Consider the following 12,129-nt stretch of genomic DNA (forward strand, 5'->3'; position numbering starts at 1 on the left):
TCACCCGTTACTGATTGAAGTTGCGCTTTCGCCTTTCGGCTGGTTGTTTGGCGTGATGCTAACTTTCGGTTTTCCGTCTTCCTCATCTTCCAGTTCGTTATGCTCTGGATAAGGGTCATTGCTGTTTGCCTCTTCTTCTCGCATTGCCTCAGCTCGTTGAGTATCAACACCAGCTGCTTCCCAGGCAAGTTTACGCGGCATACCCAAAGCCTGATATTTAAGAGCCAAATCTGCACGTTGGTTTTTGCTGTCAGTCATACGTTCAGCGAATTGGATCTGGAACTGATAAGAATCTGGGTTAATGCCAGCTAACAATAACTGCAGCTTAAAACCATCTTCATAGGCATAAGCCAATGCGTCCTGCAATGAATCTATTTCTTCGTAATAATCACGCTTCAAGTCTTCGAGAACATCACGAGCTAAGTCATCCACATAACCAAACAAACCTTTTGGCGCTGGAGCACCAGAGAAGAAAGCATCAATCAGCAAGGTGATATCTGCGATTTGTTCCAGGTTAGCATCACCACCAACCGCGGTAACACTGAGTTTGTTACCGTAAAAGTCGGTAGCAATTTCACCAGATTCACCTTCTACTCGCTCTCGATATTCATCCAGAGCCTTTTGGTCAGCGCCATCTAATGAGTGAGCTAGCTTCTGCGGTGCTCGAGTACGACGACGAATAACGAGGTCTTCTTCCGTCATATTCAATTTCTGCCAAATACCGCGGGAAGCGTCCATATATGGGCGCCCCATACAACCCATATCATCGAAGTTATCAGGGTCTAAACGGCTAACCGTCAACTGCCACAATGGAAAGGTACACAGCTCTTGCATAGTCACTGGGTGAACCTGACGAAACGCTTTCTTGGTATCTTTAAAACGCCCTGTTTGGTCAACGATAGGAATAATGGTCTCTGTAGGCATACGCAGTGAGCCTGTTACCTGACGCAATTCATTGACGATCCATTGCAGAGGAAGGTTGCCCTCTTTGGCCAAACCAGCGGCATCACTCATTAGCTTCATGCGGTTGTTTATCTGCAGACGTAAAACAAACTGCTGCCATAGTTTGTTAATTCGTGGGCTTTCTTTACCAATCCAATGCAATTTCAAACCGCCTTTAGTGGCATCACGAGCTATACGACGGTGGATTTTCTTCACCCTTGGATCAACCTTATCCATATATCGAATAGTTACGATGGCAGCTCTTAATTGAGGGTCAATTTGCATTTGGTCATAGAGGTACTGCACCGAACGTTCCGGATCAGCAATATGACCTTTCTCTGTTGTTGCCTCTCCATGATGGTTACCTGATGTATTAGGCGCGGAAGGAAGAGGTCTATTTCTCAAGATGGCCCAAATTTGGGAGAACTTGCTCATCGTAAATTCCTTAGCTGATCGAATGCGCTTGGGGCGCCTAGAAGTTGTTCGCGTGTTTTATGGTGAATAGTGATGATGCTTGGTACTGGCGCAGCGCCTTGAGTAACGAGTGCCCAATGTGAAGCCATGTGCGCGTCAAATAAGTCATCACCTAGAGCTTTCTTCACCATCTGATAACTGCTGTAACTGCCCGCTTTCACAGGTGATGGTTTGATGTTTTTGAGCTGCCTTGGCAGGCTGACGTAATCTTCTAATGCTGGGTCAGTATCCCGATCATCAACGTAAGGAAGCACCATTTGACGGTTGTGGTATGCGCTACGTAATGACTGAGCCATTTGGTGTTTAGCCATGCCTTCAAAACGCAAAGGGGAAAACGCCCATTCTGGCCATGTGGTTGCCGTGCTCTCACCGCCACCAATACTTTTGCGGTCGATTTGCGTTAAGCCTTCAGCAAATAGATCATCGTTAACCTGCGTGATAAGCCCGATACCAAAGGCGTCACCGATGGCGTAATCAGGGCGAAAGTAACGCCAGAATCCGACCAAATCTTTACGAATAACGCTTTCATCCGTTCCCGGGTGCCAAGTTTTAGCGAAGATAACGACCGAAAAATTACCGATTTGTTCTTCGACAATCAGCGAAGAACGAGAGGAAGCTAGGTTTTCACCGTGGCCTGTATGGTCATAACCAAAAGACAGTACGCCACGTTTTTTGTAAACGGTGTAAGGTTCCGGCTCTACTGGTTCCAAACCAATGCGAACGCCAACCTGAATGGCATAACGAATGTACTTTTCCCAAATCAGGTTTTTAGCGGCAACGTTAATGCACAGCAGCTGACGAATGTATTCATCTTCCGGCAGCTGCTTACGCATCGACATGATGAATTCTTCATTCAGAATCCCGAGCTCAATACCAAGGTAGCAATCAACCGTTGGCAGGCAGCTATATTCGCCAGAATCTATCAACCCGCTGAGAGTATCAGCGCCTTTGAATACTCCAGTGATGCGGATTTGTGGTTTGTTGATGGCTGTTTTACTGGCACCTAAGCGGCGATTGGAGCCCATCATCAATAGGAATCGACCGTAAAGACGATCAGAATCCATATCATCAACTTCTTCTAATGATGCCCAGGTTAAGTCACCACCATCGACGTTGGCCATGATGCCGTAAGCTCGCGCTTTTGAACGGTTAGCGAATTCGTAGTAGGTGTCTGCCAGCTGCTTACGCCCCGATTTATACGCGATGTATCCGTTTAAAATGTCAGAGCGGCGAATTGCATCCAAATGATAACTAAGATTCACCAATGACTGGGCTTCACGAGGCGCAACAATACCGCCCTCCTGATCGCCATTGATAGCGTTGTACTCCAAAAAGTACATTTCTTTGACGGCAGTTTTACCAGTACGTCGGCAACTGTAATCAACCGTATTTTGGTGCGTATCCATTTCTTCCATTTTGAGCAACTGGACAGGGTCAAGCTCTACGTTATGAACATGTTTGTGCCACATGCCGTGGTTTCCGGCATATCGCAGAATCTCAGTTTCAGCCCTACTCTGGATTTCAACCCGCTCTTTCGCTGTAACGCGTTCAGCCATTATTTACCTCGCCATCAATGACATCAGCGTCTTCTGCAGAATATTCCTGATTGTGTTCCAGCAAAATGTCGTCACTTCTCACTCGTTGCTTAGAACGGGAGATCATGTCGCGTAATCCGTCCATCTGTTCTGACATCTTGCGTTGATACTCAAGTGCGGATTCACGTTCATCTTCATGTTCTAGCGTTTTGCCCATCTCGATACCGTGGTCAATTTGGACTTTAGGAGTCATGTTGAGGTCAGCCATCGACATGTTGTTTTTGCTTAACATCTCAAGCATTGGCTTGAGCAATGGGTGTGCTTTCACTTCCTCAATGGTTTCCGTCACGCCATGAGCATTTTTGTACTGTCCTATATGGAAACCGCCTTCTTTATCGAAGTCATAAACGGGATTACGCAAAGCTACACCATCAGACACGATGGTTTGCATCATGTCCTGAAATATCGCGGCCAAGTTCGCCTGGTTGATAGCATGCAGCTCAGTGAGTTTTGTTGGGTCATTGGACTGAAAGGCGATTAGGTGCTGCATCATCAGTTCAGTTCGTTTAATACAAGCAGGCTGAGTCGCGCAATAGGCATGGTCAACATCGCAGGTTTTACACTGCGGGTATTTGCCAGGTCGAGCAGGGAAAAACAAGGCTGTTTTTGCGTTGGCGCCGTGCTTAAGTGCGTTGAATCGACTGACTCCCCTGTTACTCACTTCCTGCAAATTTGCTGATGATTTGGCTTTGCCTTCCGTTGTTCTTGGTCCTGTCGCTGCCAGTACTGCACAGAACTGGCCGACCTCCCAAGGAACTTGCTGTACTTCGCGCTGACAGCTGTCGCAAATAGCGAAATATCGATATGGATGCGCTCGGCTTGGTTCTTCTTCAATGCGTGATGCTTCGCTCTTAAATGTGTAATCACAAGAGGCGCACTTGAATGTAATCATGGACTTTGGCTGTTTATGCTCGTTCATCACACCATTTCGCCTGATTTTTGATTGTGATTGGAGGGATCCAAATCAGTAATCATCTTTGAAGCTAAGTTGATGCGTGATTGCGACGCGGTTTGGCCAGTCCAAAATAAAAGGTGTTGTGAAACTTTGTACTTGGGAACGCCTGCATTAAGAAGGCTGAACATTAGGATGTGTTTTAAATGCGTATTCCAGGTATTAAAAAGAGGGACGTAAACTCGCAGCGTTCGTCTTCCCGGGTAGAAAGCAACGTCGTAAAGAGTTTTCCATATAAAGCGGTATTGTTCCGGAGATGTCGAATAGTAGACTTCAAACCAAGGCTTAGATAAACGCTGAGCATCAAGCCAAAGCTCAAACTCATCAGTGGTCATCTGCAGGTGTTTGTCCTTCAACTTACCAATTTGAATGCGTAACCGATGACCAGTCCGGAGTTCTTCTAAACCTCGCCACAACTCTAAAAACTTTAATGCTCCGATATGGTTCTGGATTTCAGCCCAATGGCTTGGAAGAGGTAAGCAGCTAAATGCTTTTTCTAATTCACGGTCACTTAATGAAAGTTCTAATTTGGTGTAGTTATCTAGGTACCTACCCCCCTCTATTGGCAGGGGTAAATCTTTATGCCGAGCCCCCACCCCATGAGTAGTGACCTGATGATCCTTAAGTACATCTAGATATTTTTGAATTGAACTGCACATTACCTAGTCCTTTATGAAAACTGTATCCAGTAAACACAAAGGCTCGGTCACCACAGTAAGCTGATGAACTGCGCATTCTGTTAGTATGTGCAGCTAGTGATACATATCACGTTTCAGAGTTTGGTCGTTTCGAAGGTGAGTTCTCAAGGCTCCCGCAATCGTCCGACAACATCCAGTATACCTGAGTTTAGAAAATAAGTTAAAGACGGGTTATATAAGTTCTAAGACGTTAAAGTGCAGTAAGGAAGTCTGTGTAGAGCTCTCAAATATTCTAAGATTGAATTGGTACTAACTAAGCAAAGCTATCAACAATTTCAAGGAAAGACAGATGGATGAAGAAAATGAAGTTTGCCACGTATGTGGTGGGTCTGGAGTAGGTAAAGCGACTGGACGTACACAACAAGAGTGGGAAGAAGAAGGTTGTCCTTATGACCCTATTCAATGTCAGCATTGCAACGGTTCAGGAGTGGAACCAAGCTGATATAACTAACGGGGAGTAATTAAACTCCCCCACAATTAATGAACGATATCTCTGCTTCGTTAATAAACAACCAGGTTTGGCCATTACATGCTACTTCTAATCCTGAATAAGGATTGAATTGGACCTGATGGCCAACACTAACCTCTTTAACTTTTGGCCCTGTAGCTGTAACGGTACCTCTGTTCACAGGGATGTCCGGAATCCAAAGTAAACCTTCAACCGGCTTATCACGCTCAATGACTACCCAATCGTGCAATGGTCTTAGCTTCATACCAATTTACCTTTCTTGAATTCGTTCAATAATGCCGTAACTGGAGTGTCCATCTTACTTAATGGGTTTCCTTTATCGAGAACATTAGTCATCTTACGCATCGAGATATGAGTGTAAATTTCTGAGGTCTTTGGGTCAGCATGTCCCATTAGCGCTTGGATTTGCAGTGTAGAGGAATCGGACTCGGCCAGCTCGGTACCAAACAGGTGGCGAATAGCATGAGCATGTGCCTGGTCTTCAGGAACTCCGGCATCAATAGCGTATCGTTTTATCATTCTATCGACTGCTCGAGTAGATAAACGACGCAACTCGCCTCGATGTTCCCATTCAGGAACGTGGCGATTACGCAAATTAACAAACAATACTTGATCACCGTTCTCGAGTAAGCGGTCAACATTTCTTAAGTCTTGGTGGCCAAGATATGCTTGGACTAAAAGCATGGCTTCAAGTGGTACCGGCACTAAACGCTCACGTTCACCTTTCTCTAATGTTCTTATGGCCAAACGCTCAACTTCACCATACTGATACCAGATTAACTGTGATTCATTCAACCCACACAAACCAGCAACCCGAAAGCCACAACCAATGAGTAATGCCAACATAGCACTATCTCGAACACCAGATAATGACGATAAGTCAGGCTGAAACAATAATGCCTCGGCACTTTTAAGCCCCATGAACCTTGGAAGCCTGCGTCCCATTCGGGGGTAAACCAAATCTTGAGCCGGGTTTTTAGAAACCATACGGCGTTTAGCAAGAAAAGAATAAAACCCTCGAATAGCAGCAACAGCAACTTTTCTCGATGCTGCTGAATAACCAGCTCGATGCAACCAGCCGCCAGAGAACTGCTCCAAAATTTTAAGCTCAGCGTTAGCAAAGTTTCCGTCCAGAAACTTCCCCAGTTGGTTAAGCAACCCTCGATATTTCCTCACTGTCCTAGCACTGCAATTCTCATTCTCCTGCTTCCAGGTAAGAAATTGATCAATTAGATCCGATTGGGTTGATGAAGCTTTCATTTCTTTGGCAGGGGCAGAAAAATCCATGGACTTGTGGGCTCGCTAAGTGAGAACTAACTGAAGCTAGTATTTACAAGGCTTTCAGCAATTTGGAGGGCTTTAAATAATCCATGGAAAAACATATGGAGCTTAAAAAAACATATGGGATAAAAAATGAACAATAAAAATTATCTATGGGGACCTATTTGCGCGCATTTCTCTTTTCCTAGTTATCTATCTCTCTCTTTTTATTAAATAAAGAAAGAAAAGAAAGAAGAGCAGCGCAAAATTGATCAATTTGCCAATACATGGAAAAACAAAGCGAATGCATGGGAAAAATAGACTAATGCATGGGCGTAAATTTATTACAAAACCAGTAGAAATGTGGCATTGAGAAAGATACTCCATATATTCACAGGTTTTGACTAAGTATGCGTGACATCGGAATTGACAGAGCAGACTCAAGCCGCCATCTTATTTTTCATGTCCAGAGCCCTGTCTGCGCGCCCATATTCTCTAAGGGGGTGCGGGGGACAGAACAATTAGGAAGTCGAAGCGCCTTTTTATGATGGGCGTTCTTTATATGGGGTAAGAGAACGTACGTTAGTGTATCGACACCTTAAAGAACGCCCTCTTAAGGGTTTTCCAACAAGATAAGAATGCACATGGCAACCAAAGGAGAACGCTATGTGTATACCTAAACCAAGAACTATTAATGAAATCATCCTTGAAGCTATGAAAAAGGAAGGATTCAGATCAAACCACGTTGATGACCTGGGCGGAGATACTACTTACGGCATAACAGAAGCTACGGCTCGTCGCTTAGGCTACAAAGACTCAATGGCTAACTTGACGCCGGAGATAGCCTATTCACTCTATCTAAACGAATACGTGCAACGGGTTAACTTTGACGACATACACGCAGTTAGTGCAATTGTTGGTGAAGAGGTTATTGATACCGGAATTAACATGGGTCAGAACACCGCAGCTGTATTCCTGCAGCGTTGGTTAAATGTATTCAACAACAAGCAGTCTTATTACAAAGATTTGGTCATCGATGGCCAAGTTGGTCCAGCAACAATCACTGCTCTGAAGGCGTTCTTAAGCAAACGTGGCCAAGAGGGTGAAGTGGTATTGTGGAAATCGCTCAACTGCAGCCAAGGCGGCCGTTATTTGGATATCACTCAAGCCAGGGAAAACAACGAAAGCTTCGTTTATGGATGGATGAGAAATCGGGTTGGTATTTAATCTTAGATGAAAGTTGAGGCCCATTAAGGGCCTCAACTTTTCTAGCTTAGCGCGCTATCACAATCACCTAGAAACACAATATTAGTGGCTGTTAAATGCAGTGTATACTTGACTAACTGCTCAGGAACATCTCTTAAGTGTTCTCCCTGCCCATGCCCTGCTTCTTTATTCCTAATGGTCGGAATACCACTACCTAATAATCCAGCAAAATTATTAAATTGTTCTTGTAGATAACTTGGGATTAGTTCCTGGTCAAGCCCAATTCTAATCAAATTTTTTGCAGTCGCCGTTTTCTGAAACTCCCAGCCTCTCTTGGTATAAATCGATTTCATAACGCTTTCAAAAGCTTTATTACAATCAACTAAACACTCTTCATATCTATTGTGCCGATAGTGTTCATGAGCAGATAAGAATTCGTCTCTTGCTCCTTTGTAGTTTTCCAGTATAAGAAGCGCAGGTTTAACAACCTCTGAATGTACATATTGAGAATCAACGCGAATTAATTGGCCGTTTGTATACTCGAAACCAAACCCATCTCGCTTCATTCTCTCATTGATTTCTTCTAAGGCATCGTCTGGACTTTGGCTTACGCCATCCGAATTTCGAAATGAATGCCAATCGTCCCTTACCCATGTATCGATGCATTTACAAGTGAGCTCAAGGATATCGAGAAAAAGCTCCGGCGTTCTGGCGTCCTGAATGTGTCGTTCAAGCCATTTAAAAGTGCCTGTTTTATGGCCGTACAGAGTAAACTCTCCATACTCTTTCGCCATTATATTAAACATGTGAGAATAAAGTTTCTCTGACTCAGTATAACCACTCCATTGACTTCCTGTATTCATCCCAATAGCCTCAGCTACTATATGGACTAACTGCTTTCTCAATTTATCACTTGCTTTAGTATACTGATAAAGCTCAGGGTACTTTGGTTTGTTTCGAGATGAATAAAGTTCAAAAATCCCCACACAACTCTCCAATGACTTGTTATTAATCACTTATTAACTATTTATACCTCAAATACACCTGTGCGCATATGACCAATATATCAATTGTTACATAGAGGCAGTTCCAAAACTCATCCATAACTTATTGATTTAAAAGAATGAACTTGCACCAAAATGCACTAAAAAAACATGCCAACACAATACTTATTTTATAAAAATCATACAGTTAACAATAAAAACAACCGTCATGGGGTGTCGGGGGTCGGAGGTTCAAATCCTCTCAGTCCGACCATACACCTAGAGCCCGTAGCTGAATAAGCTACGGGCTTTTTCGTTGACGCTAATAAAACTTTATCGCGTAAAAGTTAAAGCCAACTCCCTCTCGATGATTTCTTCCTCATTTTCCCAATAAATGTTCAACTTATTCATAACATTCAATCTGTTAAAAATGCCGAGAATAAAAAAATATCACTAAAACGTACATTATTAGAGCAAACAGTTAATTAAGGGCTTTACAAGATTCCAAGAGGTCGTTAATATGCGCTTCAACAACGGAGAGATGGCTGAGTGGTTGAAAGCACCGGTCTTGAAAACCGGCGTACGTTAATAGCGTACCTAGGGTTCAAATCCCTATCTCTCCGCCACTTTTATGAACTAAGCTGTTGATTTTTCAACAGCTTTTTTCTTTTCTACGGTACAAAAGTCCCTGATACACAAAGGTGACACATATGTACCTGTTCAAGCATACTTCTAGCGTCTACTATACTCGCGTAAACTACCCTTCGGCACTCCAGAAAAAGGGTTATCCCACTGAAAAGCGCATCTCTCTTTTAACAAAAGAGCGTAAGCTTGCCATTATCAGAAATCTTGAGATGAGCGCTCACTTAAAGAGCCTGTTCATCGATTTGCTTAAAGATTCAGATATGGATTTCTACACTTGCTCAACTTCTATCGATGCTGTTGTTGAAACGCTACGTAGCAATTATCGTGAAGAAGATCAAAATCGCTACTACGCTTCACTTCCTGCTGTTCAAGATGACATTCAACTTCCTAGACACATTGATCTGCAAGATGAACGTACTTACCTGCAAACCGTCTCTCCGTCATATCATTTCCGCCGCTGGCTTGCTCAATTTATTCAATCAAAATCTACAGAAGGTGTTGTCGCTTTAACGACTCATCAACTTCAGCAGCGAGTGAGCCATTTCCTCGATTATCTTGATAGAGAAGAGCTTTCTGAGCCAACAACAGGCGATATGCTGAGTTATATCGATCACCTGCGTTCCGAAGGTCGATCAGCTAAAACCAATAAAGACTATTTTGCTTCAACTAAGCAGTTTCTATCATGGTGCACGATTAAAGAATTTATTCTTGTAAACCCAGCTCAATCACTAAAGCCAAGTTTTAAAAATACGAAGCACGCTAGTGAACAACGCGAGCGCTGGAGCATTTCTGAACTTCACCATTTTTTCCTTAGTGAAGATTTCAAGCGCCAATCAGAAGATTTTCAATGGATCTCTTACTTGCAGCTATTCTGTGGCTTTCGAACTCAGGAACCTTGTCAACTCTATACAAATGATGTGCATTGCGATGAAGCTATTCCGCATATTTCTATAGCAGATTACTATCCACATCAGCATCTTAAAAATCAGCATGCAGTTCGCTATGTCCCTATCCATCCGTATCTGATCGAACGTGGTTTCCTAGATTTTGTTCGTTCTAGAACATCAGCTACTAACCAACCTTTGTTTCATTACTCTCCTCAAGGAGCGGATAACGATTGGTCGAAACTGTACCGAACACAATTTGGAAAGCTACAAACTCGATTAGGGATGAAAGCTAAGCAACGTCCCACAGCATACAGCCTGCGTCACACGTTTATTGATGAGTTAAAACAGTTAGATGAACCAGAACACCGTGTTGCGGAAATTGTTGGTCATGTTAATCCACATATGACCTTCGGTCGATACGGTAAGAAGTCACAGCTAGAGAAGCAATTTCAAATCGTTTCCAAAGTTCAAATTGGAGGTTTGTCATGCTAGATATCACGCTAAATGACCTTAAAGGGATTATTTACACTATCGACCAGTACTATGATTATCCTGAGTATGACTTTTCGCCTCTGTTCTATTTGGGGATTGATAGACATGACATAGTCGTACTCCGTCACGTCATTAGTACTCTCCGTCAAGTGCCTTATCTTGATATCAGTGATTTTGCAGGTACACCAGCGAAGGCTGTGATCAATAAAATTGGTGGGATTCAACGTCTAAAAGAAGCATTAGCGATAGATTATTACTCGTTTTCACAGTTTCTTAAAGATAACCCTATTGATGAAAAAACGGGGATGAGCTTGCCTTACTCGTTATATCTAAAGTTTGCTAGAGAAATCCGTCGTTCATATATGTCCGACGATGTGATGCTCGCATCTTCGTTGTGCGTGCAATTTTCGGACGGACTTCGAGTTCAGGCGATCCCATTGCCTAATCATCGTCAGACACGGATACCAGTTACTAATCAAGAAGCGGCGCATGTTGCAGTAATGCTTTATAGCGATAAGTATCAATTTCGGAGCTATGATTCATCGGCATCAATGCTCTCTTTGCTTTGCACAAGCCAAAATCGAACGGTTGATATAGAAGTACGATGCTGCGCATCACAACTCATGCATCATCAATATCCGGCTTTGTGTGTCAATGATGATTTGCCAGAGCATTCTACCGTCCGGAACCGAAGAAAACTTGTCACTTTTTCGCAACGGATACTTCCGTTACTAAATCATTAAATGTTCTCCAACATGGGCGCATAACATTGCGCCCCTCCCTAAAAGGAATGACATTATGCGGAAAATAAAGACGATCACGGTCAGTCATGCATACAAACCAAAGTTTGACCATTTAGTTACGCACAGAGAGCAATGTGGCTGGAAAATTGTAAATCCAGTGACTGAGCATGACGGACGATATTTTGTGGATATGGCAATCGAACAACATCCGATAATCTATACGAGTATTTCCGGTATTCTCTACCCGAACGATGATAAGTCCCAATCAGAGGCTGTAGATGCGTACCATGCGGGGAAATTTACTGATATCCAGTTTATACCAAGTGCAGTAAGTCAGATGGTTCAACTTTTAGACTCAACAGAATCACGTTTGAAAACTCACTCAATGTGGAGATATAGGCTTTTTGGTGAAACGGATCAGATGGGACAACTTTTCTTGAATAACGGCTTTCAGCCACATCACCTACATCCCGAATTTTTTGTTCCGTTTAAGGGACGTGACGGATTCAAGGAGTTGGATATCAGCTTTTCAGTTAGTGATGATGCGTTGATTAATATTGTGCTTGATACTTGTCAGTTAGGGCTATCATCACCATTTGTTAGCCACAAGGTTCATTCTGCGTCTAACGGACTGTCTAGTCACGATATAGACGTTATTCGACGGCTGATTGATAGTGAGGTTTTGTGATATTTCAGAGATTGTAACTGAAATTTGGTTATTTATCAGTGATTAATTTTACTTACAAGAAAAGCTGAATAATTACAAACCTGAAGAGCCGCTAG

The 12,129-nt window shown here is 43.1% G+C and carries 12 protein-coding genes and 1 tRNA gene; 6 read left to right on the forward strand and 7 right to left on the reverse strand.

What is annotated here, in order from left to right:
• From HKI82_RS08950 to HKI82_RS08965, 4 genes are read right to left on the reverse strand one after another with little or no spacing between them, the layout of a single operon-like run.
• Complete coding sequence (locus HKI82_RS08950; protein ID WP_171137798.1) at positions 1 to 1,377, reverse strand: hypothetical protein; 1,377 nt, start codon at positions 1,375 to 1,377, stop codon at positions 1 to 3.
• A complete protein-coding gene (locus HKI82_RS08955) occupies positions 1,374 to 2,972 on the reverse strand; it encodes a hypothetical protein (protein WP_171137799.1) in 1,599 nt (532 codons plus the stop codon). The genes HKI82_RS08950 and HKI82_RS08955 overlap by 4 nt, the downstream gene beginning before the upstream one ends.
• On the reverse strand, positions 2,965 to 3,930 hold the full coding sequence (locus tag HKI82_RS08960; protein ID WP_171137800.1) for a hypothetical protein: 966 nt from the start codon (positions 3,928 to 3,930) through the stop codon (positions 2,965 to 2,967). The genes HKI82_RS08955 and HKI82_RS08960 overlap by 8 nt, the downstream gene beginning before the upstream one ends.
• Positions 3,930 to 4,622: a hypothetical protein gene (locus tag HKI82_RS08965; protein ID WP_171137801.1), complete on the reverse strand. Its 693-nt coding sequence runs from the start codon at positions 4,620 to 4,622 to the stop codon at positions 3,930 to 3,932. Before HKI82_RS08965 ends, HKI82_RS08960 begins: the two co-directional genes overlap by 1 nt.
• A 328-nt stretch (positions 4,623 to 4,950) precedes the next feature.
• Between HKI82_RS08965 and HKI82_RS08970 the strand changes: the two genes are divergently transcribed.
• Positions 4,951 to 5,103, forward strand: a complete 153-nt coding sequence (locus HKI82_RS08970) for a hypothetical protein (RefSeq protein WP_171137802.1) — start codon at positions 4,951 to 4,953, stop codon at positions 5,101 to 5,103.
• Between the two features lie 19 nt (positions 5,104 to 5,122).
• Here the strand turns inward: HKI82_RS08970 and HKI82_RS08975 are convergent, their stop codons facing one another.
• Together HKI82_RS08975 and HKI82_RS08980 are read right to left on the reverse strand one after the other, a co-directional pair.
• Positions 5,123 to 5,374, reverse strand: a complete 252-nt coding sequence (locus tag HKI82_RS08975) for a co-chaperone GroES (protein WP_171137803.1) — start codon at positions 5,372 to 5,374, stop codon at positions 5,123 to 5,125.
• On the reverse strand, positions 5,371 to 6,417 hold the full coding sequence (locus tag HKI82_RS08980) for a tyrosine-type recombinase/integrase (RefSeq protein ID WP_020432452.1): 1,047 nt from the start codon (positions 6,415 to 6,417) through the stop codon (positions 5,371 to 5,373). Before HKI82_RS08980 ends, HKI82_RS08975 begins: the two co-directional genes overlap by 4 nt.
• A 639-nt stretch (positions 6,418 to 7,056) precedes the next feature.
• Between HKI82_RS08980 and HKI82_RS08985 the strand changes: the two genes are divergently transcribed.
• A complete protein-coding gene (locus tag HKI82_RS08985; RefSeq protein ID WP_171137804.1) occupies positions 7,057 to 7,617 on the forward strand; it encodes a glycoside hydrolase family 108 protein in 561 nt (186 codons plus the stop codon).
• 41 nt (positions 7,618 to 7,658) lie between these two features.
• Here HKI82_RS08985 and HKI82_RS08990 read toward each other — a convergent pair whose 3' ends face one another.
• Complete coding sequence (locus HKI82_RS08990; RefSeq protein WP_171137805.1) at positions 7,659 to 8,582, reverse strand: STM4504/CBY_0614 family protein; 924 nt, start codon at positions 8,580 to 8,582, stop codon at positions 7,659 to 7,661.
• Between the two features lie 532 nt (positions 8,583 to 9,114).
• On the opposite strand from HKI82_RS08990, the gene HKI82_RS08995 reads away from it, so the two are divergent.
• The 4 genes from HKI82_RS08995 to HKI82_RS09010 all read left to right on the forward strand — a co-directional run bounded on the left by HKI82_RS08995 (position 9,115) and on the right by HKI82_RS09010 (position 12,034).
• Positions 9,115 to 9,205: transfer RNA gene (locus HKI82_RS08995), tRNA-Ser, on the forward strand.
• An 84-nt stretch (positions 9,206 to 9,289) separates the two neighbouring features.
• On the forward strand, positions 9,290 to 10,603 hold the full coding sequence (locus HKI82_RS09000) for a tyrosine-type recombinase/integrase (protein ID WP_171137806.1): 1,314 nt from the start codon (positions 9,290 to 9,292) through the stop codon (positions 10,601 to 10,603).
• Positions 10,597 to 11,346: a hypothetical protein gene (locus tag HKI82_RS09005; RefSeq protein WP_171137807.1), complete on the forward strand. Its 750-nt coding sequence runs from the start codon at positions 10,597 to 10,599 to the stop codon at positions 11,344 to 11,346. Before HKI82_RS09000 ends, HKI82_RS09005 begins: the two co-directional genes overlap by 7 nt.
• Before the next feature lie 55 nt (positions 11,347 to 11,401).
• On the forward strand, positions 11,402 to 12,034 hold the full coding sequence (locus HKI82_RS09010; RefSeq protein ID WP_171137808.1) for a hypothetical protein: 633 nt from the start codon (positions 11,402 to 11,404) through the stop codon (positions 12,032 to 12,034).
• Positions 12,035 to 12,129 lie beyond the last annotated feature (95 nt).

It is taken from the genome of Vibrio plantisponsor (assembly GCF_013041605.1).
Taxonomy (GTDB): Bacteria; Pseudomonadota; Gammaproteobacteria; order Enterobacterales; family Vibrionaceae; genus Vibrio; species Vibrio plantisponsor.

Excerpts from the sequence above, each read along its gene's own strand:
- HKI82_RS08950 (WP_171137798.1), bottom strand. The coding sequence starts at position 1,377 with ATGAGCAAGTTCTCCCAAATTTGGGCCATCTTGAGAAATAGACCTCTT.
- HKI82_RS08955 (WP_171137799.1), bottom strand. The coding sequence starts at position 2,972 with ATGGCTGAACGCGTTACAGCGAAAGAGCGGGTTGAAATCCAGAGTAGG.
- HKI82_RS08960 (WP_171137800.1), bottom strand. The coding sequence starts at position 3,930 with ATGAACGAGCATAAACAGCCAAAGTCCATGATTACATTCAAGTGCGCC.
- HKI82_RS08965 (WP_171137801.1), bottom strand. The coding sequence starts at position 4,622 with ATGTGCAGTTCAATTCAAAAATATCTAGATGTACTTAAGGATCATCAG.
- HKI82_RS08970 (WP_171137802.1), top strand. The coding sequence starts at position 4,951 with ATGGATGAAGAAAATGAAGTTTGCCACGTATGTGGTGGGTCTGGAGTA.
- HKI82_RS08975 (WP_171137803.1), bottom strand. The coding sequence starts at position 5,374 with ATGAAGCTAAGACCATTGCACGATTGGGTAGTCATTGAGCGTGATAAG.
- HKI82_RS08980 (WP_020432452.1), bottom strand. The coding sequence starts at position 6,417 with ATGGATTTTTCTGCCCCTGCCAAAGAAATGAAAGCTTCATCAACCCAA.
- HKI82_RS08985 (WP_171137804.1), top strand. The coding sequence starts at position 7,057 with ATGTGTATACCTAAACCAAGAACTATTAATGAAATCATCCTTGAAGCT.
- HKI82_RS09000 (WP_171137806.1), top strand. The coding sequence starts at position 9,290 with ATGTACCTGTTCAAGCATACTTCTAGCGTCTACTATACTCGCGTAAAC.
- HKI82_RS09005 (WP_171137807.1), top strand. The coding sequence starts at position 10,597 with ATGCTAGATATCACGCTAAATGACCTTAAAGGGATTATTTACACTATC.
- HKI82_RS09010 (WP_171137808.1), top strand. The coding sequence starts at position 11,402 with ATGCGGAAAATAAAGACGATCACGGTCAGTCATGCATACAAACCAAAG.